Below are 21,385 nucleotides of genomic sequence, written 5' to 3'. Positions count from 1 at the left end.
CGTCATGCGCATGCGCCGCCCCGTTCCAGCAGCTTGATCCCCCGTTCCACGTTCAGGGCCGTGCTGACGCCTTCCAGGGTCAGGCCCAGTTCCACCAGGGTGATGGCGACGGCCGGCTGCATGCCGACGACGACGGTGCGCGCGTCGAGGATTTTCGCCATCGCCGCTGTGTTGCTGATCATGCGGCCGATGAAGGAATCGACGATGTCGAGCGCGGAAATGTCGATCAGCACGCCCGTGGCGCGGTCCGTCACGATGCGGGTGGTCAGGTCGTCCTGCAAGGTCATCGCCAGGCGGTCGTGCATGTCCACCTGGATCGTCACCAGCAGCAGCCGGCCCATGCGTAAAATGGGGATTCTTTCCATAGGCGCCTCAGTGTGTTTGCTGCTGGTAGGGGATGCTGGAGCCCGTGCGCTTCAGGGCCACGACGAAGGCGTCGGCCAAGGTAGCCTTGGTCATCACGTCTTCCAGGTTCACGCCCAGGTGCACGATGGTTTGCGCGATCTGCGGGCGGATGCCGCTGATGATGCAGTCGGCGCCCATCAGGCGCGCGGCGGCGATGGTTTTCAGCAGGTGCTGCGCCACCAGGGTGTCGACCGTGGGCACGCCCGTGATGTCGATGATGGCGATCAGCGCGCCCGTGTCGACGATCTTTTGCAGCAGGCTTTCCATCACCACCTGCGTGCGCGCGCTGTCGAGGGTGCCGATCAGGGGCAGGGCCAGCACGTTTTGCCACAGCTGCACTACGGGCGTGGACAGTTCCAGCAATTCCTGCTGCTGGCGCAATATCACCTGTTCGCGCGCCTTCTGGTAGATGGCGATGGTGAGCAGGCCCAGCTCGTCGAACAGCTTGCTGGTGCTGACGATGGCGTCGCCCAGTTCCTGCGGCTGCGCCGTGATTTCCTGGCGCAGGTAGGTGAACAGCGGTTCCTTGAGCGAGAACATGAAGCTGGCCGTGTCGATCGGCGAATAGCCCTGGCGCACGCGCGACTGCGATATTTCCGCGAGCAGCTGGCGCGTGTCGTCCCAGGCGCCGCCTTCGATGTCGAACGAGTCGCCGTTTTCCAGCGCGCCCGCCAGCAGCGGCAGGAATTGCGATGCCTGCTGGCGCAGCTCGTTTTCGGCGATCTTGTCGCGCCGCACCAGGCGGGCGATCAGGCCGGCCATCCAGCCGTCCAGCAATGCCGTGTGGTGTTCGTTGATGATGCCGGCCAGTTGCTGCGCCTGGCTCGTGCCCGTCTTGACCGTGTCCGTCTTCATACTCATGCTCATCCTTGGCTGGAGTGGAGGGTGCGGCGCGGCCGCAAGCGGGCACGCGCTGTGATGAATAAATTATAGGCAGGCGTGGCCATAGCTTGTGTTCTGTGCCGCACATAGTGGCGCATGTCGATGTACATTCTTGTGGGAAACATTTGCGCCTTTAAAGATGCATGTAATTTGCATGTTTAAGCGAATTCCGCTACACTGGGAACACTCAACAAGAGAAAAACATCATGAATATCGACAAATTCAAACAGCAGCACCTGGCCATCCTGGCCGCCATCGATGACTTGCGCCAGCTGGCGCGCGGCGGTGTCGCCGCGCAGGCGCAGGCCATTGCCGACCAGATCATCGCCATGAGCGGCTTGATCAAGCTGCACCTGGCCGTCGAGCAGCGCTACCTGTATCCGGCCGCGCAAGCGTGCGGCGTGGCCGAGGTGGCCCGGCTGGGACGCCAGTACGAAAACGAGATGCACGGCATCGCCGGCGCCTATCTGGATTTCGCCGGCCGCTGGAATACGCCCGTGCGCCTGGAAGCCGAACCGGACGCCTTCCGCAGCGAAGCCAATACCGTGCTGCACGCGCTGTTCCAGCGCATGCGGCGCGAAGACCACGATCTGTATCCCGCCATTGAATCGCTGGCCTGAAACCGCTTACTAATAAATACACTAATAGATACACAGGAGTTTTACATGCTGACCCAAGAACAACGTGCCATCATCACGGCCACCGTCCCCATCCTCGAGCAGGGAGGCGAAGCGCTGACCCGCCATTTCTACAAGAATCTGTTCCGCGACCATCCCGAAGTGCTGCCGTACTTTAACCAGGCGCACCAGCACAGCGGCGACCAGCAGCGCGCGCTGGCCAATGGCGTGCTGATGTATGCCAAAAATATCGACAAGCTTGCCGCGCTGGGCGACCTGGTGGCCACCATCGTCAACAAGCACGTGGCCCTGCAGATTCGCGCCGAGCACTATCCGCTGGTGGGCGCCAGCCTGCTGCAAGCCATCCGCGAAGTGCTGGGCGAAGAAGTGGCCAGCGACGCCGTCATCGATGCCTGGGGCGCGGCTTACGGCCAGCTGGCCGACATCCTGGCCGGCGAGGAAGGGCGCATCTACAAGGCGCAAGCGGCCGCGCCAGGCGGCTGGAGCGGCGCGCGCGATTTTTTAGTGCGCAGCAAGAGCGTGGAAAGCGCCGAGATCACCTCCTTCCTGCTGGCGCCCGCCGATGGCCAGCCCGTGCTCGACTTTGCGCCAGGTCAATACATTGGCGTGGTGACCACCGTCGATGGCGTGCCCATGCGCCGCCAGTATTCCTTGTCGGCCGCCAGCAATGGCCAGACTTACCGCATCAGCGTCAAGCGCGAAGAGGGCGGCAAGGTATCGAATTTCTTCCACGACCACGTGCAGGCGGGCGACACCGTGCAGCTGACGCCGCCATCGGGCGACTTCGTGCTGACGGAGAGCGACAAGCCGCTGGTGCTGATCAGCGGCGGCGTCGGCATCACGCCCACCCTGGCCATGCTGACGGCGGCCCTGCGCGGCAAGCGTCCCGTGCATTTCATCCACGCGGCGCGCAACCACGGCGTGCATGCATTCCGCGCGCAGATCGATGCACTGGCCGCGCAGCACCCGCAGCTGCAGCGTTATTACTGCTACGCGGAACATGGCGGCGAACACGATGCGCCGGGCGCCGCCGCGCCGGACGCCGTCGGCTTGCTGAATAAAGAGCAGTTGAACAGCTGGCTGCCGGTCTCGCGCGACGTCGATGCCTACTTCCTGGGGCCGCAGCCATTCATGCGGGCCGTCAAGCAATACTTGCGCGAACTGGGCGTGCCGGAACAGCAGACGCACCACGAGTTCTTCGGACCGGCTGCCGCCTTGAATTGATTCTTTGCCTGCCTTGTGTTGTCGCCGCGAGAAAAAACGCTGCCGTAAGGGGCGGGTAAGCCTCGCGCTGTACTGTGAATCCAAGCTCGAAAACAACAGAGCAGCTTTTACATAACAGGAGGCAACACAATGCATGACGATCTCGTTCAAAAAATCAAGAGCGACCCCAACTATCATCAACTGGTCAAGGTGCGTTCCCGCTTCGGCTGGGCGCTGACGGGCCTGATGATGCTGGTGTACTACGGCTACATCCTGCTCATCGCCTTCGACAAGGAATTTCTTGCCACTAAAACAGGCACCGGCGTGATGACCTGGGGCATGCCGATCGGCCTGTTCGTCATCGTGTTTACCGTGCTGGTCACGGGCATCTATGTGCGCCGCGCCAACAAGCAATTCGATGACTTGAGCAACGCCATCCAGGCACGGGTGCAAGCATGAACGGCACTACATTGACGCAACGCAAACTCGCCTGCCTGGCAAGCCTGGTCTTGCTGGCGGGCGCCAGCAGCAGCGTGCTGGCGGCCGGCGCCGACCTGGGCCAGGCAGTCAAGCAACCGACCAACTGGACGGCGATCATCATGTTCGCCGCCTTCGTCATCTTCACGCTGTTCGTCACCAAGTGGGCGGCCGCGAAAACCAAGTCGGCTTCCGATTTCTACACGGCCGGCGGCGGCATCACGGGCTTCCAGAATGGCCTGGCCATCGCGGGCGACTACATGTCGGCCGCTTCCTTCCTCGGCATTTCCGCCGCCGTCTTTTTGAACGGCTACGATGGCCTGATCTACGCCATCGGCTTTCTCGTTGGCTGGCCCGTCATCACCTTTTTGATGGCAGAGCGCCTGCGCAACCTGGGCCGCTTCACCTTTGCCGACGTGGCCGCCTACCGCTTCAAGCAGGCGCCGATCCGCATTTTCTCCGCGTCCGGCACCCTGGTCGTCGTGGCCTTTTATCTGATCGCGCAGATGGTGGGCGCGGGCCAGCTGATCAAGCTGCTGTTCGGCCTGGAATACTGGATCGCCGTCGTCCTGGTCGGCACCCTGATGATGATTTACGTGCTGTTTGGCGGCATGACGGCCACCACCTGGGTACAGATCATCAAGGCCGTGATGCTGCTGGGCGGCGCCACCTTCATGGCCGTGGCCGTGCTGGCGCAGTTCAACTTCAGCCCGGAAGCGCTGTTCGCCAAGTCGGTGGACGTGCACGCCACCAAGGAAGCCATCATGGGCCCCGGTTCCTTCATCAAGGATCCTATTTCCGCCATTTCGTTCGGCATGGCGCTGATGTTCGGCACGGCCGGCTTGCCGCACATCCTGATGCGTTTCTTCACGGTGCCCAGCGCCAAGGAAGCGCGCAAATCCGTGTTCTGGGCCACCACCTGGATCGCCTATTTCTACATTCTGACCTTCATCATCGGCTTTGGCGCCATCGTGCTGGTGAGTACCAATCCCGAGTTCAAGGATGCCGCAGGTAAATTGCTGGGTGGCAACAACATGGCGGCCGTGCACTTGGCCAAGGCCGTGGGCGGCAACGTCTTCCTCGGCTTCATGTCGGCGGTCGCGTTTGCCACCATCCTGGCCGTCGTGGCGGGCTTGACCCTGTCGGGCGCGTCGGCCGTGTCGCACGACCTGTATGCCACCGTCATCAAGAAGGGCAAGGCCACGGGCGCCAATGAATTGAAAGTATCGCGCGTGACGACGATCGTGCTGGGCATTATCGCCGTGGTGCTGGGCATCGCCTTTGAAAAGCAGAACATCGCCTTCATGGTTTCGCTGGCTTTTGCGATTGCCGCCTCGGCCAACTTCCCCGTGCTGTTCATGTCGGTGCTGTGGAAGGATTGCACTACGCGGGGCGCCACCATCGGCGGCTTCCTGGGCTTGATCACGGCCGTCGCGCTGACGGTGGTGTCGAAGTCCGTGTGGGTCGACGTGCTGGGCCATGGCGAAGCGCTGTTCCCGTATGCCTCGCCGGCGCTGTTCTCGATGACGGCCGGCTTCGTCGGCATCTGGCTGTTCTCGGTGCTCGACAAGAGCCCCCGCGCGCGCATCGACCGCGCCGGTTACGAAGCGCAGCAAATGCGTTCGGAAACGGGCATCGGCGCGGCAGGCGCCAGCGCGCATTGATGTAAACAGGAGTTACTGAAGGAAACAATGCCCGGTTCGCCGGGCATTGTTGTTTCTGGCGCGCTTACTTTGCCACGCGCAGGGGGATGACGCCCGCCGCCAGCGCCGGCGCGCCCGGCGTCGCGTCGAGTATCGATGCCAGCGTCACCGTGTCGAGCACGGCCAGGAAGGCGGCCGTGGCCTGGCCCAGCTTGGCCTTCAGCAGGCAATCGGGCGTGAGCGGGCAGGTATTGTTTTCCTTGTTAAAACATTCGGCCATGAAAAAATCGTTTTCCGTTTCGCGCACGACGGTGCCGATATTGATCTCGGCCGGGTCGCGCGCCAGGCGCAGGCCGCCATTTCTCCCACGCACCGTTTCCACGATGCCCGACAGGCCCAGCTGGTGCACCACCTTCATCAAATGATTTTTCGAGATGGAATGCAGGTCGGCAATGTCCTGGATGGTCACGAGCCGGTCGCGGTGCACGCCCAGGTACATCAGGGTGCGCAGGGTGTAGTCAGTGTAGGCAGTCAGTCGCATGGGAGAAGAGAGTAAAACACCCGACAAACCTGCTGCACGTCGCGATTTGCGGCCTCCGATGCTCACTGTGCATCCGCACAGCTCCGCTTCTCGGCCACAACTCACATCCGCTCGCTACGGTTTTGTCCGGTGTGTGAAAGATGTGGATTACATCCTTGTTTCAGCCGCCAGCATACAGGAGAGCGCCGGCCATGTGTGTTGCGCCGTCACTTTTCAGCCTCGAAAGACAAAAGTTGATTGCCTTTCGCTTAAATGCGTAGTAAATTTTCATATTGTTGCCCTGGCAAACAGCTCGTAAGCCCTTGTCGGCCCTTTGGATATGATTTTTATTGATGGAAATCAAGAGGATGGTGAAGCAATAAGGTAAATTTACTACAAATTCGACGATGGGCGTTTCCCGGGCCGGGAAGCGCGTACTACGCAATCTGTGCGGTGCCGCCGTGGCCGCCCCAGGAAATGAATACCATGCAAATGAATGAAGTGAAAGACGAGCTGCTGAGCAGCGATATCCGCCAGCTGGGCCGTCTGCTGGGCGACGCCATCCGCAACCACCTGGGCGACCCCGCCTTCGAACGCATCGAACATGTGCGCCAGCTGGCCATCCGTTTCCGCCGCGACAATGATGAAGCGGCGCGCGCGCAGCTGTCGGACGCGCTGCAAGCGCTGTCGCAGGAAGAAACCACGCAATTGACGCGCGCTTTCAGCTATTTCTCGCTGCTGGCCAATATTGCGGAAGATCAACATCACATCCGCCGCACGCGCGCCCATCTGATCGCCGGCTCGCCGCCGCGCCAGGGTAGCCTCAGCCATGCCGTCGGCAATGTGTTTGACGCGGGCAAGGCCGATGCGCTGGAGACGTTCTTCGACGATGCGTTCGTCAGCCCCGTCTTCACGGCGCACCCGACGGAAGTGCAGCGCAAGAGCATCCAGAATTGCCAGATGGCTATCGCGCGCCTGTTGAGCGAGCGCGACCGCGTGCAAATGACGCCGGAAGAAGCGGAACAGAACGAAGAAGCGCTGGGCCGCGGCATCGTCACCCTGTGGCAGACGCGTCTGTTGCGCACGAGCAAGCTGTCCGTCATGGATGAAGTGGCCAATGGCCTGTCGTTCTACGACCACACGATCTTGCGCGAATTGCCGAAATTGTATTCCTCGCTGGAAACGATGCTGGCCCAGCGCGATGCCCGCTGGGAAGATGCGGAATTGCCCAATTTTATGAAGGTGGGCAGCTGGATAGGCGGCGACCGCGATGGCAACCCGTTCGTTACGGCCGACATCCTGCGTAGCACCCTGCAGACGCAGGCCGACAAGGTGCTCGATTTTTACCTGGGCGAATTGCGCAAGCTCGCTTCGCAACTGTCGCTGGCGCAAATACTCAATGCCTGCAGCGAGCCGCTGCGCGCGCTGGCGGAACGCTCGGCCGACGCCTCGCCGCACCGCGTCGACGAGCCGTACCGCCGCGCCTTGCACGGCATCCATGCGCGCCTGGACGCCACGCGCGTCGTGCTTTCTGGCAAGGGCAAGCAGGCAGACGGCGTGCAGCCTTACGCTGCTGCATCTGACCTGCTGGCCGACCTGGACGTGGTCCAGCATTCGCTCGTCAGCAATGGCTTGCGCGCGCTGGCCCGTGGCCGGCTGCGCCAGCTGCGCCGCGCCGTGAAGGTGTTCGGCTTTTCGCTGGCGCCGCTCGATTTGCGCCAGAATTCCGACGTGCACGAGCGCGTCGTGGGCGAACTGTTCGCGGGCGCCCAGCCTGGCCTCGTCTACCTGGACCTCGATGAAGAGCAACGCATCAGCTTGCTGTTGGCCGAGCTGGAGTCGCCACGCCTGCTGACGTCGCCGTATGCGCAATACTCGGAGGAAACGACGTCCGAACTCGACATCTTCCGCGCCGTGCGCGCAGCCCATGTCAAATATGGCAAGGAATCGGTACCGAACTGCATCATTTCCAAGGCGGCCAGCGTCTCGGACTTGCTGGAAGTAGCCTTGCTGCTCAAGGAAGTGGGCTTGCTGCGCCAGGACAGCCGCGAAGTGGACGTCAACATCATCCCCCTGTTCGAAACCATCGACGACTTGCGCGCCGGCCCCGCCATCATGGCGCGCGCCTTTGGCTTGCCGTTCTACCGTGGCCTGCTCGAATCGCGCGCGGACCAGCAGGAAGTCATGCTCGGTTACTCGGACAGCAACAAGGATGGCGGCTTTTTGACGTCCGGCTGGGAACTCTACAAGGCCGAGATCGAGCTGGTGACGGTCTTCAAGGAATATCACATCAAGCTGCGCCTGTTCCACGGCCGCGGCGGTTCCGTGGGACGTGGCGGCGGACCCAGCTACGAAGCCATCCTGGCCCAGCCGGCCGGCGCCGTGCAGGGACAGATCCGTTTGACGGAGCAGGGCGAAGTCATCACGGCCAAGTATGCGAACCCGGAAGTAGGGCGCCGCAATCTGGAAGTGCTGGTGGCCGCCACCATCCAGTCGACCCTGCTGCCGCAGGCGCAATTGCAACCGAAAGCTTCGGCCGGCGCGGGCCATTTGGCTGCCATGGAAGAGCTGTCCGGCACGGCCCTGAACGCCTACCGCGACCTCGTGTATGGCACGGAGGGCTTCGAGCAGTATTTCTGGGAATCGACGGTGATCGCGGAAATTGCCGCGCTGAATATCGGCAGCCGTCCCGCCTCGCGCAAGAAATCCACGTCCATCGAGGATTTGCGCGCCATTCCCTGGGTCTTGAGCTGGGCGCAATGCCGTTTGATGCTGCCGGGCTGGTTCGGTTTCGGTTCCGCCGTGCAAGCCTACCTGGCCGCCCATCCGGCCGACGGGGCAGACGTGCTGCGCGGCATGTACACGGACTGGCCTTTCTTCACGTCCCTGCTGTCGAACATGGATATGGTGCTGGCCAAGAGCGACATCGCCATCGCCGGCAAGTATGCGGAACTGGTCAAGGACAAGGCCTTGCGCGACGCCATCTTCACGCGCATCCGCGCCGAATACGCGGCCACGCTGGACGCCTTGAAGCTGATCACGGGCCAGGAAGAGTTGCAGCAAGCCAATCCGCTGATGCAGCGCTCGATACGCAACCGTTTCCCGTATATCGACCCGCTCAACCACGTGCAGGTGGAATTGCTGAAACGCTTCCGCGAGGGCAAGCAGGACGCGGCGGCGCGCACGGGCATCCATTTGTCGATCAATGGTATCGCGGCGGGACTGAGAAATAGTGGTTAAGTAAGTCATTCAAACAATATCAAGGAGACAGCATGACCATCAAAGTTGCCATCAATGGCTATGGCCGCATCGGCCGCAATGTCTTGCGCGCGTTTTATGAAGGCGGCAAGCAGCAGGATATCGAGATCGTCGCCATCAACGACCTGGGCGACGCCAAGTCGAATGCGCACTTGACGCGCTACGACACGGTGCACGGCAAGTTTCCCGGCGTCGTCACCATCGACGGCGACAATATGCTCGTCAATGGCGACCGCATCCGCGTCTTCGCGCAGCGCGACCCGGCCCTGATCCCCTGGGGCGAACTCGGCGTCGACGTGGTGCTCGAATGCACGGGTTTCTTCACCACCAAGGAAAAAGCCTCGGCGCATTTGAAGGGCGGGGCAAAGAAAGTCATCATTTCCGCGCCGGGCGGCAAGGACGTGGACGCCACCATCGTGTTCGGCGTCAACCAGCACGTCTTGAAAGCCTCGGATACGGTCATTTCGAATGCTTCGTGCACGACGAATTGCCTCGCGCCCTTGGTGAAACCGCTGAACGACGCCATCGGCATCGAATCGGGCCTGATGACCACCGTGCACGCCTACACGAATGACCAGGTGTTGTCCGATGTGATGCATGAAGACTTGCGCCGCGCCCGTTCGGCCACGCATTCGATGATCCCCACCAAGACGGGCGCGGCGGCCGCCGTCGGCCTCGTCTTGCCGGAACTGAATGGCAAGCTCGACGGCTTTGCCGTGCGCGTGCCGACGATCAACGTGTCGCTGGTCGACCTGTCCTTCATCGCCAGGCGCGATACGACCGTCGAGGAAGTCAACGCCTTGCTGAAAACGGCGTCGGAAGGCGCCTTGAAGGGTATTTTGACGTACCAGACGGAACCGCTCGTTTCCATCGATTTCAACCATAACCCGGCCTCGTCGAACTTCGATTCGACCCTGACCAAGGTCTCGGGCCGCCTCGTGAAAGTGTCGTCGTGGTACGACAACGAGTGGGGCTTCTCGAACCGCATGTTGGACACCACGGTCGCCCTGATGGCGGCCAAGTAAGAACGTAGTACCGCTGATCCAGCGCACCAGGACGGCCGGCCCACAAGGCCGGCCCTTGTAGCAGCACGAACTTTATAGAAAGCAGCACACCATGACCATGCAAGTACAGCAACGCGCCACCAAGATCGTTTCCACCATCGGCCCCGCTTCGAACGATATCGATACCCTGGTCCGCATGTTCAAGGCCGGCGTCGACGTCGTGCGCCTGAACTTTTCGCATGGCAAGGCGCAAGACCATATCGACCGCGCCCGCATGGTGCGCGAAGCTGCAGCCCTGTGCGGCCGCGAAGTGGCCATCATGGCCGACTTGCAAGGCCCGAAGATTCGCGTCGGCAAGTTTGAAGAAGGCAAGATTTTCCTGGAAAACGGCGCCAAGTTCATCCTCGACGCGAAATGGGGCGAAAACGGCGAACTGGGCAACATCGAGCGCTGCGGCCTCGATTACAAGGAATTGCCGCGCGACTTGCGCGCCGCTGACGTATTGTTGCTCAACGATGGCCTCATCGTCTTGACGGTGGACAAGGTCGTCGGCAGCGAAATCCATACGACCGTGAAAATCGGCGGCGAATTGTCGAACAACAAGGGCATCAACCGCCAGGGCGGCGGCTTGTCGGCCCCGGCCCTGACGGCGAAAGACATGGAAGACGTCAAGACGGCGATGAGTTTCCAGGCCGATTACGTGGCCGTGTCCTTCCCGAAAAACGCCACCGACATGGTCATGGCGCGCCAGCTGGCCAATATCGCCGGCGAAGCGTGGGACCACAAGCCGATGATGATCGCCAAGATCGAGCGCGCGGAAGCTATTCCTGCGCTGCAAGAAATTCTCGACGCGTCCGACGGCATCATGGTGGCCCGCGGCGACCTGGCCGTCGAGGTGGGCAACGCGGCCGTGCCGGCATTGCAAAAGCGCATGATCAAGATGGCGCGCGCGTCGAACAAGCTGGCGATCACGGCCACGCAGATGATGGAATCGATGATCGTCAACGCCGTGCCGACCCGCGCGGAAGTGTCCGACGTGGCCAATGCCGTGCTGGACGGCACGGATGCCGTCATGACGTCGGCGGAAACGGCCTCGGGCCGCTATCCGATCGAAACGGTGGAAGCGATGGCCGCCATCTGCCTGGACGCGGAGAAATGGGACACCTGCAAGCTGGACGCCGATTTCCTCAACGCCACGTTCTCGCGCATCGACCAGTCGATCGCCTACGGTGCCCTGTTTACCGCCCATCACCTGCGCGTAAAAGCCATCGCCACCCTGACGGAATCGGGTTCCACGGCGCTGTGGATGAGCCGTTGCAATATCGACATCCCCATCGTCGCGCTGACCCCGAGCGTGGGCACGCGCCGCAAGCTGGCCCTGTACCGCAACGTCAGCACCTTGGAATTGACGTCCGGCACGGACCGCGACAAGGTCTTGCAACAGGCGGAAGATTTGCTGGTGGAACATAAAGTCGTGGCCAAGGGCGATACCGTCGTGCTGACCTGGGGCGAGCCGATGGGCAAGGTCGGCGGCACGAACGCGCTGAAGATCATGAAGATCGGCCAGCACTGACCGCATCGCCGGCCGGCCACCGCCTGCAGTCTTAAGAATGACTGAAAGCGGGGTGCCTGGCCGCCCATCGCAATGGCAGATGCCCGATTTGCCATTGCGATGCTCATATTTCCGTGTCAGCATGGTTTCCTGCCTTCCAAGGCGCTTCCGGAGTTCATGATGACTACCTACCTGCCGGCCCTGATCTGGTCCCTGTCGGCCTTCGCTTGTCTCTTCATCGCCAAACGCCGTTCCTTGAAAACAACTGCTCTCAGGGCCATCCTGGTGGTATTTCTGGGGCCGTTTGCCATTCCCCTCGTCCTGGCGGCCAAGTCCGGGAAACCCCGTCTGGCGTAACCGATCGCCACAGCAAGCGATACGCGCTGAACGGCCAGCCGCCGCGCTGAAACAACAGTTTGCCGGACGGGACGGGCGCCGGCATTGACGCCGCGGGCAATGATTTGTGATAATGAGAATTATTATCAATTGAGTCGCTTGCCTTGCGGCCGGCCATCGTCCTGGCCGCGCCTTGCCTTGAGCGCATCGGAGTCCCTAGTGAACATTGCGCAATCCGGCGAATCGATCGCAGTCATTTACAGCAATCACCACGGCTGGCTGATGCGCTGGCTGCGCGCCAAGCTGCAGTGCGCCGACCATGCGGCCGACCTGGCGCAGGATACCTTCGTGCGCCTGCTGACGGCGCCGCCGGAAGGCCGGCAGACCATGCGCGAGCCGCGCGCCTATTTGACCACCGTGGCGCAGCGCCTGCTGATCGACCATTACCGGCGCCTGTCGCTGGAGCAGGCGTGGCTGGAAACCCTGGCGCAGCAGCCCGATCTGCTGATGCAGTCGCCGGAGGAGCGGTTGCTCGTGCGCGAAGCCCTGCAGCGCATCGATGCCATGCTCGACGGCTTGCCGCCGCTGGTGCGCAATGCCTTCCTGCTGGCGCATGTCGACGGCCTTAGCTACGGGGAAATCGCCCGGCGCTTGGCCGTGAGCGAACGCAGCATCAAGCGCTACATGGTGCAGGCGTTCGAGCGCTGCATCTTGCTGATCCTGTGAGCACCGCCAGCACGGCGGCCATCGATCCCCGCGCCGCGCGGGCGGCGGCGCAATGGCTGGTGCGCCTGCACGCGGGCCCCTTGACTGCAGGCGAGCAGCAGGCGTTCCAGGCCTGGCGCGCCAGCGATCCCGCGCACGAAGCGGCCTGGCAGCGGGCCGAGCTGGTGTGCAGCACCCTGGCCGGCGTGCCGCCCGCGCTGCGGCAGGCGGCGGACGCGGCGCCGCAATCGCCGCGGCGGCGTGCCGTCCTCTACGGCCTGGCCGGGCTGATCGCGGCCGCACCCGCGCTGTGGCTGGCCAGCCAGTCGGCGCCCTGGCAAGCGTGGCGCGCCGCGATCCGCACGGCGCGCGGTGAAATCCGGCATATGGCATTACCCGACGGCACGCAACTGGTGCTCAATACGGATACGGCCATCGACGTGCGTTTTGACGACGCGGCGCGGCTGGTGGCCTTGCATGCGGGCGAAATCCACGTTGCCACGGCACACGATGCGGCCGTGCCGGCGCGACCGTTTCTCGTGCGCAGCAGCAATGGCACCGTGCGCGCGCTGGGCACGCACTTCAGCGTGCGCCACCTTGGCAGCGTGCTGGCGCCGCGCACCGAGGTGGGCGTCAGCGAGGGCGCCGTCGAGATCGAGCCATTGCAGGCGCCCGACGGCTTGCGCACGATCAATGCGGGCCGGCAGGGCAGTTTCGACGACGTGGCCGTTTCCGCCTTGACGCCGTCGTCACCCCATGCGAACGCCTGGCTGCGGGGCGTGCTGATCGCCGAACGCATGCCGCTGGGGGAGGTGCTGGAACAGGTGGCGCGCTATCGCTATGGCGTGCTGCGCTGCGATCCGGCGCTGGCGGCCTTGCCCGTGGACGGCATTTTCCAGTTGAACGACCCGGACAACATCCTGCTCTTGCTGCAACGTTCCCTGCCGATCCGGCTGGCGCGGCGCACGCGCTACTGGATCAGTGTCGAGGCAGCCTGAAGAAATTATTTGCCGCTTGCCTGTCCCTTTTTTGAGATTGCTTCGTCATACAAGGTAGAGAACGAACAATCCGAACCATCGAAAGGGTTTTACATGGCTGTGCAGCACCGCATCTTTTCCCCGTGGACGCCGCTCGCGCTCCATCCCACCACGGGCGCCGTGCGCGCCGCGCTGGTCTTGCTGCTGGCCGTGGGCGCGGCTGGCGCCGGCTTGCCGCAGACAGCGCTGGCCGCTGAAGCCGGCCCGTCCGCAAGCGTGCGCGATTACAGCATTCCCGCCGGCAGCCTGCGCAGCGCATTGGCATCGTTCGCCATCGCCGCCGGCGTGAACCTGTCCACCCAGGGCGTGGCGCTCGACGGCCTGGCGACGCCGGGCTTGCAGGGCCGCCATGGCGTTGCCGCCGGCCTGCAACAATTGCTGCAAGGCAGCGGCCTCGAAGTGACGGACGGTGGCAACGGCAATTATCTGTTGCGCAAGATCAATACCAATACGGCCGATGGCGGCCTGGCCAGCATGCCCGCCGTGGTCGTCAGCGCGGAGGCGGACCGCGCCACGGAAGGCACGGGCTTGTATACCTCGCGCAATCTGTCGACGGCCACGGGCTTGAACCTGTCGCAGCGCCACACGCCGCAAACGGTCAGCGTCATTTCGCGCCAGCAAATGGAAGATTTCGATCTGACCACCCTGCAGGACGTGGCGCGCGCCACGCCCGGCCTGTATGGCAAGACGCAGGGCGTGTCCGACCAGGAAACCACGTATTTCGCGCGCGGCTTCGCCTTGAGCCACATCAATGTCGATGGCTTGCCGCTGGACGTCACGGGTTTCAATGAGCGCAACGTCTCCGCCGACATGCTGATGTACGACCGCGTGGAAGTGGTGCGCGGCGCCACCGGCCTGATGGAAGGGGCGGGCGCGCCGTCGGGCAGCATCAACATGATACGCAAGCGCCCGACGGCCACGCCCTTGCTGGACGCATCCATTCACCTGGGCAGCTGGAAGGACCGGCAATTGACGGTGGACACCAGCAATGCCCTGAACGCATCGGGCAGCGTGCGCGGGCGCGTGGCGGCCAGTCTGCGCGACAGCGACAGCTTCGTCGACGTGGTCAACAACAAGAACAGCACCGTGTATGCGATCGTCGAGGCGGACCTGACGCCGTCGACCACGGCCGGCATCGGCTTTTCGCGCCAGCACAGCCGCACCGACGGCGTGTTCGTCGGCTTGCCGACCTTGCCCGACGGCCGCCACATGGACTTGCCCCGCTCGACTTTCCTGAACAATGCCGATTCCTTCCAGAAGCGCGACAACAACGTCGTCTTCGCCGACCTGGAAACGAAGCTGGAGAAGGGCTGGCGCAGCCGCTTCGCCATCACGCATATCGACGCCTCGTCGAGCACGCGCAATACCACCAACGGCCGCGTCGCTGGCGAAACGTTTTTGCTGAAACAGTCGGAAACAGGCTGGAAGTACAACACGCAGCAAGTGGTGGCGGACTGGCGCCTGAGCGGCCCTGTCACCTGGTTCGGCCGCCAGCATGACGTCATCGTCGGCGCCAGCTACCGCCACGACGATTCGGACGCGGGTCAGAGCTGGGAAGGCGCGCAAACGCGCGTGTTCGATATCCGCCACTGGAATCCCCGCGCCTACCGCATGAACGGCGCGCCGTTCGAGCCCTACAACTGGGGCCGCAAGACGGACGAGAAGGGGCTGTATGCGGCCGGCAACTTCAGCCTGGCCGATCCGCTGCGCCTGGTGCTGGGCGGGCGCTTCGGCTGGTATGCGCAGGATGTCACGGGCTGGTATGCCGCCAATCCGACGTGGCGCCGCGACCTGACGGAAAACGCGAAATTCACCCCGTACGCGGGCCTCGTCTACGACCTGGACCCGCATCACTCCGTGTATGCGAGCGGCACGCAGATATTCCAGCCGCAAAGCGTGCTCGATGTCAAAGGCAATGGCTTGCCGCCGTTGAGCGGCACCAACCTGGAAGTGGGCGTCAAGGGAGAATATTTTGGCGGCAGGCTCAACGCCAGCGGCGCCTTGTTCCGCATCAAGCAAAACAACCGCGCCATGACCGATGAAGTCAATTGCCCCACGGGCGGCCCCATCTATTGCGCCCGCGCGGCCGGGCAGGTGCAGAGCGAAGGCGTCGACTTGCAATTGTCGGGCTCGCCATTGCCGGGCTGGCAGATTTCGGGTGGCTACACCCATGTGCTGGCCAAGTACACGAAGGACAGCGTGGCCGCGAATATCGGCCAGCGCATTGCCACGGACGAGCCGAAGCAATTGTTCAAGCTGTACACAAACGTGCAGCTGAGCGGCAGCCTGGCGCGCTGGAACCTGGGCGCCTCCGTGTATGCGCAGGACAAGATCGACCGCCGCGACAAGGCTTACCTGACGCAGCAGGGCGGTTACGCCATCGTCGGGCTGACGGCCGGCTATCGCATCAGCGAGCAACTGCAGCTGCGCGCGAACATCGACAACGTGCTCGACCGCCGCTACTACCAGGCGCTCGGCTATTCCTGGTCCGGCGGGCTGGCGCGCTACGGCGCGCCGCGCAGCGTACTTGTCTCGCTGAACTACAAGATGTAGCGGCTGTTCCAGCGGAGCGCGCCCGTCCGGGCGCCTCTGCTACACTGCCGCCGTCTTTATCTTTCCACTTTGCCATGACCGCCATTCCTCTCCTCACGCCCCTGAAAAGCGCTTTCCAGCAATCGCGCGCCGAGAATAACATCGAGCTGATCCTGCCCGAGCTGCTGGCCGCGCAATTGCACGTCGTCATCGGCGGGCAAAGCGAGCAGATCGACCTGTTCCTCGTGCCGTCGCCCAATCCCGAGCGCCGATGCGTGACGGTGGCGGAAGATCCCGCCTTCCTGGCCGGCATCAATTTCCCCAAGATTCCCGTTACGGGCGCGCAGCTGCTCGCCTCGATTCCTCCCGAGATCGAGATCGTCCTGCTGCATGGCGATGGCGCCAATTACCTGACGCGCGAGCAACTGGCGTGGTTCCGCGGCATGCTGGCGCAGAACGCTTGAGCGGTATTCCCGCCCGGCCTTGCAAGCCGGCGCGCGCCGAATGGATACGCTTTGCGCCGGCCGACGATGCCAGCTGCCATGCGGCGATGATGGCCAATATGCGCCCCGTGCTGTGGCGCAGCGTGCTGCTGGGGGGCTGCGTCCTGATCCTTGCCTTCATCGTGCAAGCCGTCTGGCGCGACGTGCCGTATGCGGGCGAGGCGGTGCTGCTGGGCCTGCCGGCGCTGACCGCCTGGATCGTCGGCGTGCTTTTTCTGCCGGGCCCCGATCTGTCTTTTCATGTCGAGATCAATGATGCGGGCGTGTTGCTGAGCCGGCTGGCGCGGGGCTTGCCCGGCCATGACAAGGTGCTGCAACTGACGCCGCAGCAGATGCGCGCGCTGGAGGTGGTCACCTACGCGGGCGCGGTGGATGTCTACCGCGGCGGCCCGCCGATGGCGCGCGTGGAGCTGCTGCTGCACACGACCCTCGACGATTGCCCGCTGATCCGCGTGGTGGGCATGGATCTGCCCGTGCCGCAGCGCTGGTCGTTGCGGCAGATCAAGGACGAGCTGGGCCGCCGCTGTACACTGGCCGGTATCCCTGTGACCGAGCGCGCCGGTGCGACCTATCAGGCCTCTTCCGCCATACGCGCGCTGTGGCCGCCAGCCTGAACGGACGAGTGCTGTCGCATCACGACCTCAGAATATTGTCTTTCTTGCTATAGTATTGCTGAAGTCCTATGAATATGTTCGCAAAGCAACTATACTTATGGCTCTTTAAAAAATCATCGTCACGCTGGCGGCCAGCCATCCGCGCCAGAGTTCGTACGCATTCCGCTTTTTCACTCTGTAAAAAGCACCTTTCCCCCGCGCGGCAGGCGCGGGCGTGATGACCGAGCCTTGCCCTGGTCGACTGCTACCGTTGTCATTTCCGCTGTGTTGCCGCTTTAGTAAAAAGCGTGGCGCCGGCGCGCGCGGTGCGCCGTCATGTTTTGCGACGTCACGTTTCACTCACCTTATGCCACGACAGTATGTTTAGTTCCATCTTTGCCGTATCGACCGATACCATGCAGTACATCTACGGCACGCACAACGCCTGGCTGGTGCTGTTTTCCATCGGCATCGCCATCTTTGCCTCGTTCATGGCCTTGCAGATCGCCGGCATGGCGCGCAGCAGCGAGCGCGGCTTCCAGCGCCAGACGGCCATCATCACGGGCGCCATCGCGCTCGGCGGCGGCATCTGGTCGATGCACTTCATCGGCATGCTGGCTTTCGACATCTGCACGCGCGTTTCCTTCGACCCCAGCCTGACCCTGCTTTCCATGCTGCCCGGCGTGGCCGCTTCGTGGGTGGCGCTGCACATGTTGGCGCGCCCGAGCATCAACTGGCGCCAGCTGGTGGTGGGCGGCGTGCTCGTCGGCGTGGGCATCGGTTCCATGCATTACAGCGGCATGGCCGCCATGCAGACGTCGCTGACCCTGCATTACCAGCCCTGGCTGTTTGCCTTGTCGCTGGTGGTGGCCGTCGTCATGGCCATGCTGGCGCTGTGGATACGCTTCGGCCTGAGCGCCATGCGTTTGCGCATGAGTCCCCTGGCGTCCTTGCTGGTCAGCAGTGCCGTCATGGGCTTGGCCATTTCCGGCATGCATTACACAGGCATGCTGGCGGCGCGCTTTTCCGGCACCCCCACGGCAGGCGACAACACGATCACGGTGCAAGCCTCGTTCGTGGCCCTGGCCGTGGCCCTGATCACCGTCACCCTGACGGTGTTTGTCGCCGCCGCGAACGGCTTGCTGCGCTACCGCCAACTGCTGCGCCATGCGAGCGCCAGCGAATCGCGCCTGCGCGCCATCGTCGATACGGCGGCCGACGGCTTGATCACCATCGATGGCCAGGGCAAGGTGCGCTCCTTCAATCCCGCCGCGGAAAGCCTGTTCGGCTGGCGCGAAGCGGAGATCGTGGGGCGCGACGCCAGCGTGCTGCTGCAGCCGTCCGACGCGGCCGAATACGAGGGCTATCTGCGCGATTACCTGGAAACGGGCGCCTCGCGCATCCTCGACAGCGGACGCGAACTCGATGGCTGCCACAAGGATGGCGCCGTGCTGCCCATGCGCGTGGCGATCGGCAAGATCGACACGCCGGGCCAGCCCCTGTTCGTGGCGTTTGTCACGGACATGCGCTCGTCGCGCAGCATGGAGCAGGCGCTCAAGGACAGCGAGCGCCAGTACCGCACCCTGATCCGCAATATCCCCGGCGTGTCCTTCCACTGCAGCTTCGCGCCCGAATGGAAGATGATCTTCATCAGCGACGCCGTCTTCAACCTGACGGGCTGGATGCCGCAGGATTTCGTCGAGGGCCGCGTCAGGCTGTTCGAGCTCGTGCACCCGGACGACCGCCAGCGCGTCAACGACACCTGCGTGCAGGCGGCCGGCGAAAAGCGCGACTTCGAGAACGTCTACCGCCTGATCCACCGCGACGGGCGCGAGCGCTGGGTGCGCGAAAGCAGCGGCCCCGTGCTCGACAACGACGGCGTGGTGCGCTGGATCGACGGCGTCATCCTCGACATCACGGAAAGCGAATTGCGCAACGCCGAGTACGAAGGCAAGGTGACGGCCATCTCGCGCGCGACGGCCGTCGCGGAATTCGACCTGCAGGGGCGCATCCTGGCGGCCAACGAGAACTTCCTCGACCTGGTCGGCTACCGGTCCGACGACGTGCTGGGCTTGCACCACAGCATCTTCTGCGAGCCGGGCTATGTGACCTCGCCCGATTACATCGCCTTCTGGCAGCACCTGGCGCAGGGTGAATTCAATACGGGCGAGTACAAGCGCATCGGCAAGGATGGCCGGGAAGTGTGGATACAGGCTTCGTACAACCCGATCTTCAATACGGACGGCAAGCCGTTCAAGGTGGTCAAGCTGGCCACCGACGTGAGCGAACGGCGCGCCATGCAGGAAAACCTGCGCGCGGCCAAAGACCGCGCCGAGCTGGCCGCCGAATCGAAGACCAGCTTCCTGGCCAACATGAGCCATGAAATCCGCACGCCGATGAACGCCATCATCGGCTTTACGGAAGTGCTGCTGGGGACCGCCCTGGACAGCCTGCAGCGCCGCCACCTGGGCACGGTGCGCCAGTCGGCCCGTTCCCTGCTCGAACTGCTCAACGACATCCTCGACACGGCCAAGCTGGAAAAAGGCGCCACCGAGCTGGAACTGGTGGACTTTTCGCTGCCGGACCTAGTCGACCACGTGGCCGCGTCGCTGCGCATCACGGCCCATGCGCGCGACCTGGTGCTGCATGTCGACATCGATCCGGGCATGGGCCAATTCTTCCTGGGCGACGCGCGCCGGGTGCAGCAGGTGCTGACGAATTTGATCGGCAACGCCGTCAAGTTCACGGAAGTGGGCCATGTGCGCGTGGCCGTCGGCATGCAGGGCGAGCAGGTGCATATCGCCGTGCACGACACGGGCATCGGCATTCCCGCCGACCGCCTGGACAAGATCTTCGCGCCGTTCACGCAAGCCGATTCCTCGATGAGCCGGCGCTTTGGCGGCACGGGCCTGGGCACGACGATTTCGCTGCAGCTCGTCGAGCTGATGAAAGGCACCATCACGGTGGAAAGCACTCTGGGCGTGGGCAGCGTGTTCCACGTGCTGTTGCCGCTGGCGCCGGGCAAGGCCGTGGCGCGCCGCAGTGAGCAGCCCGTGGTGGCCTTGCCGCCGCTGCGCATCCTGGCGGCCGACGACGTGCCGCAGAACGTGGAGCTGCTCCTGATCAGCCTGGGCGCGGCCGGCCACCAGGTGATCGCCGCCAGCGATGGCGAGAGCGCCGTGCGCGAATTCGGCAAGGGCAGCTTCGACATCGTCCTGATGGACGTGCAGATGCCGCGCATGGATGGCCTGGAAGCGACGCGCCTGATCCGCGTGCACGAGCGCGAGCAGGGCTTGAAGGCGACGCCCATCATCGCCCTGACGGCCAGCGTGCTGGAACAGGACCGGCGCGCCGCGCAGATGGCCGGCATGAATGGTTTCGCTTCGAAGCCGCTGGAAATGCACAAGCTGACGGCGGAAATCGCCCGCCTGCTCGATATCGCCGTGGCCATGCCGCCGCCGGCGGCCGGTGCGGCGGCGCGCGCCGCTGCCGGCCAGGTGGACTGGCAGCGCGGCATCGCCCTGTGGGGCGGACGCGAAGCCCTGCAGCGGGCCATCGCGCGCTTCGTGCAGGCCAATGGCGACTGCGCCGCCATGCTGGCGGCGGAACTGGAACGGGGCGGCAGCAGCGTGGCCGGCCACCTGCTGCACCGTATCAAGGGTGCGGCGGGCAACCTGTGCCTGGTGCAGGTCGAAAGTCTGCTGGGGCGCATCGAACAAGCGATTGCGCGCCAGTTGCCGGTGACCGAATTGCTGGTGCAGCTGGCGGCCGCCTTCATGGCGCTGGCCGGCGAGCTGGAAGAGGCGGGCATGCCGGCCGTGGCCATGCAGGCGCCGGCCGCCAGCGCGCCCCTCGATGCAGCCGCCGCTGGCGCCTTGCTGCGGCAAGCTATCGCCAGCCTGGAAGGCGGGCAGCTGGACGACGCCTTGATGGCGCAGATCGCCGCCATGCTGGCGCCGCACGGCCAGCAGCCGCGCCTGCAGGCGCTGGCCAGCGCCATCGACGACTTTGAATTTGCGCGTGCCGCGGGCGTGCTGCGCCAGCTGCTGGCGTGGCTGGAAGCGCCAACGCCTGCCGACCTTTCCTGATATTGGGCT

Annotated in this window: 17 protein-coding genes; 14 read left to right on the top strand and 3 right to left on the bottom strand. The window is 63.7% G+C overall.

The features are described from left to right. Positions 1-2: 2 nt before the first annotated feature. Positions 3-365: an STAS domain-containing protein gene (locus O3301_RS04285; RefSeq protein WP_099667758.1), complete on the bottom strand. Its 363-nt coding sequence runs from the start codon at positions 363-365 to the stop codon at positions 3-5. 7 nt (positions 366-372) lie between these two features. After that, positions 373-1,266 carry an STAS domain-containing protein gene (locus O3301_RS04280; RefSeq protein WP_305055646.1) on the bottom strand — a complete coding sequence of 298 codons (894 nt, stop codon included), beginning with the start codon at positions 1,264-1,266 and terminating at the stop codon, positions 373-375. 227 nt (positions 1,267-1,493) lie between these two features. Between O3301_RS04280 and O3301_RS04275 the strand changes: the two genes are divergently transcribed. The 4 genes from O3301_RS04275 to O3301_RS04260 all read left to right on the top strand — a co-directional run bounded on the left by O3301_RS04275 (position 1,494) and on the right by O3301_RS04260 (position 5,269). Next, positions 1,494-1,907, top strand: a complete 414-nt coding sequence (locus O3301_RS04275) for a hemerythrin domain-containing protein (protein WP_289907149.1) — start codon at positions 1,494-1,496, stop codon at positions 1,905-1,907. 45 nt (positions 1,908-1,952) lie between these two features. After that, on the top strand, positions 1,953-3,149 hold the full coding sequence (gene hmpA, locus O3301_RS04270) for an NO-inducible flavohemoprotein (RefSeq protein ID WP_305055645.1): 1,197 nt from the start codon (positions 1,953-1,955) through the stop codon (positions 3,147-3,149). 129 nt (positions 3,150-3,278) lie between these two features. Next, a complete protein-coding gene (locus O3301_RS04265) occupies positions 3,279-3,587 on the top strand; it encodes a DUF485 domain-containing protein (protein WP_152281460.1) in 309 nt (102 codons plus the stop codon). Next, positions 3,584-5,269: a cation acetate symporter gene (locus O3301_RS04260; protein ID WP_289910223.1), complete on the top strand. Its 1,686-nt coding sequence runs from the start codon at positions 3,584-3,586 to the stop codon at positions 5,267-5,269. Before O3301_RS04265 ends, O3301_RS04260 begins: the two co-directional genes overlap by 4 nt. Positions 5,270-5,333: 64 nt before the next feature. Here the strand turns inward: O3301_RS04260 and O3301_RS04255 are convergent, their stop codons facing one another. Continuing rightward, a complete protein-coding gene (locus O3301_RS04255) occupies positions 5,334-5,789 on the bottom strand; it encodes an Rrf2 family transcriptional regulator (RefSeq protein ID WP_251348507.1) in 456 nt (151 codons plus the stop codon). A 465-nt stretch (positions 5,790-6,254) separates the two neighbouring features. Between O3301_RS04255 and ppc the strand changes: the two genes are divergently transcribed. The 10 genes from ppc to O3301_RS04205 all read left to right on the top strand — a co-directional run bounded on the left by ppc (position 6,255) and on the right by O3301_RS04205 (position 21,376). Further along, complete coding sequence (gene ppc, locus O3301_RS04250) at positions 6,255-9,008, top strand: phosphoenolpyruvate carboxylase (RefSeq protein ID WP_305055644.1); 2,754 nt, start codon at positions 6,255-6,257, stop codon at positions 9,006-9,008. A 32-nt stretch (positions 9,009-9,040) separates the two neighbouring features. Then, positions 9,041-10,051 (top strand): type I glyceraldehyde-3-phosphate dehydrogenase, encoded by a 1,011-nt coding sequence (gene gap, locus O3301_RS04245; RefSeq protein WP_289897698.1) that lies wholly within the window; start codon positions 9,041-9,043, stop codon positions 10,049-10,051. Between the two features lie 91 nt (positions 10,052-10,142). Further along, positions 10,143-11,603 carry a pyruvate kinase gene (gene pyk, locus O3301_RS04240; RefSeq protein WP_083292642.1) on the top strand — a complete coding sequence of 487 codons (1,461 nt, stop codon included), beginning with the start codon at positions 10,143-10,145 and terminating at the stop codon, positions 11,601-11,603. Between the two features lie 156 nt (positions 11,604-11,759). Then, entirely contained in the window at positions 11,760-11,939 is a 180-nt protein-coding gene (locus O3301_RS04235; RefSeq protein WP_289914548.1) for a hypothetical protein, read from the top strand. Positions 11,940-12,137: 198 nt separating this feature from the next. Then, positions 12,138-12,644: a sigma-70 family RNA polymerase sigma factor gene (locus O3301_RS04230; RefSeq protein WP_257219004.1), complete on the top strand. Its 507-nt coding sequence runs from the start codon at positions 12,138-12,140 to the stop codon at positions 12,642-12,644. Further along, positions 12,641-13,621: a FecR domain-containing protein gene (locus tag O3301_RS04225; protein WP_305055643.1), complete on the top strand. Its 981-nt coding sequence runs from the start codon at positions 12,641-12,643 to the stop codon at positions 13,619-13,621. The genes O3301_RS04230 and O3301_RS04225 overlap by 4 nt, the downstream gene beginning before the upstream one ends. A gap of 93 nt (positions 13,622-13,714) precedes the next feature. Continuing rightward, on the top strand, positions 13,715-16,213 hold the full coding sequence (locus O3301_RS04220; RefSeq protein ID WP_305055642.1) for a TonB-dependent receptor: 2,499 nt from the start codon (positions 13,715-13,717) through the stop codon (positions 16,211-16,213). Between the two features lie 74 nt (positions 16,214-16,287). Continuing rightward, positions 16,288-16,656, top strand: coding sequence for a hypothetical protein (locus O3301_RS04215; protein WP_099667770.1), 369 nt, complete (start codon positions 16,288-16,290; stop codon positions 16,654-16,656). Then, complete coding sequence (locus O3301_RS04210; RefSeq protein ID WP_305055641.1) at positions 16,653-17,309, top strand: hypothetical protein; 657 nt, start codon at positions 16,653-16,655, stop codon at positions 17,307-17,309. Before O3301_RS04215 ends, O3301_RS04210 begins: the two co-directional genes overlap by 4 nt. 359 nt (positions 17,310-17,668) lie before the next feature. Further along, positions 17,669-21,376, top strand: a complete 3,708-nt coding sequence (locus O3301_RS04205) for a PAS domain S-box protein (RefSeq protein WP_305055640.1) — start codon at positions 17,669-17,671, stop codon at positions 21,374-21,376. Positions 21,377-21,385 lie beyond the last annotated feature (9 nt).

Origin of the sequence: Janthinobacterium sp. SUN211, from assembly GCF_030587315.1 — a bacterium.
Taxonomy (GTDB): Bacteria; Pseudomonadota; Gammaproteobacteria; order Burkholderiales; family Burkholderiaceae_D; genus Janthinobacterium; species Janthinobacterium kumbetense.
This window is presented reverse-complemented; position numbering and strand designations above follow the sequence as displayed.

What these genes read in the sequence shown, in the direction of transcription:
- O3301_RS04285 (WP_099667758.1), bottom strand. Translation starts at nt 365, where the DNA reads ATGGAAAGAATCCCCATTTTACGCATGGGCCGGCTGCTGCTGGTGACG.
- O3301_RS04280 (WP_305055646.1), bottom strand. Translation starts at nt 1,266, where the DNA reads ATGAGTATGAAGACGGACACGGTCAAGACGGGCACGAGCCAGGCGCAG.
- O3301_RS04275 (WP_289907149.1), top strand. Translation starts at nt 1,494, where the DNA reads ATGAATATCGACAAATTCAAACAGCAGCACCTGGCCATCCTGGCCGCC.
- hmpA (WP_305055645.1), top strand. Translation starts at nt 1,953, where the DNA reads ATGCTGACCCAAGAACAACGTGCCATCATCACGGCCACCGTCCCCATC.
- O3301_RS04265 (WP_152281460.1), top strand. Translation starts at nt 3,279, where the DNA reads ATGCATGACGATCTCGTTCAAAAAATCAAGAGCGACCCCAACTATCAT.
- O3301_RS04260 (WP_289910223.1), top strand. Translation starts at nt 3,584, where the DNA reads ATGAACGGCACTACATTGACGCAACGCAAACTCGCCTGCCTGGCAAGC.
- O3301_RS04255 (WP_251348507.1), bottom strand. Translation starts at nt 5,789, where the DNA reads ATGCGACTGACTGCCTACACTGACTACACCCTGCGCACCCTGATGTAC.
- ppc (WP_305055644.1), top strand. Translation starts at nt 6,255, where the DNA reads ATGCAAATGAATGAAGTGAAAGACGAGCTGCTGAGCAGCGATATCCGC.
- gap (WP_289897698.1), top strand. Translation starts at nt 9,041, where the DNA reads ATGACCATCAAAGTTGCCATCAATGGCTATGGCCGCATCGGCCGCAAT.
- pyk (WP_083292642.1), top strand. Translation starts at nt 10,143, where the DNA reads ATGACCATGCAAGTACAGCAACGCGCCACCAAGATCGTTTCCACCATC.
- O3301_RS04235 (WP_289914548.1), top strand. Translation starts at nt 11,760, where the DNA reads ATGATGACTACCTACCTGCCGGCCCTGATCTGGTCCCTGTCGGCCTTC.
- O3301_RS04220 (WP_305055642.1), top strand. Translation starts at nt 13,715, where the DNA reads ATGGCTGTGCAGCACCGCATCTTTTCCCCGTGGACGCCGCTCGCGCTC.
- O3301_RS04215 (WP_099667770.1), top strand. Translation starts at nt 16,288, where the DNA reads ATGACCGCCATTCCTCTCCTCACGCCCCTGAAAAGCGCTTTCCAGCAA.
- O3301_RS04205 (WP_305055640.1), top strand. Translation starts at nt 17,669, where the DNA reads ATGTTTAGTTCCATCTTTGCCGTATCGACCGATACCATGCAGTACATC.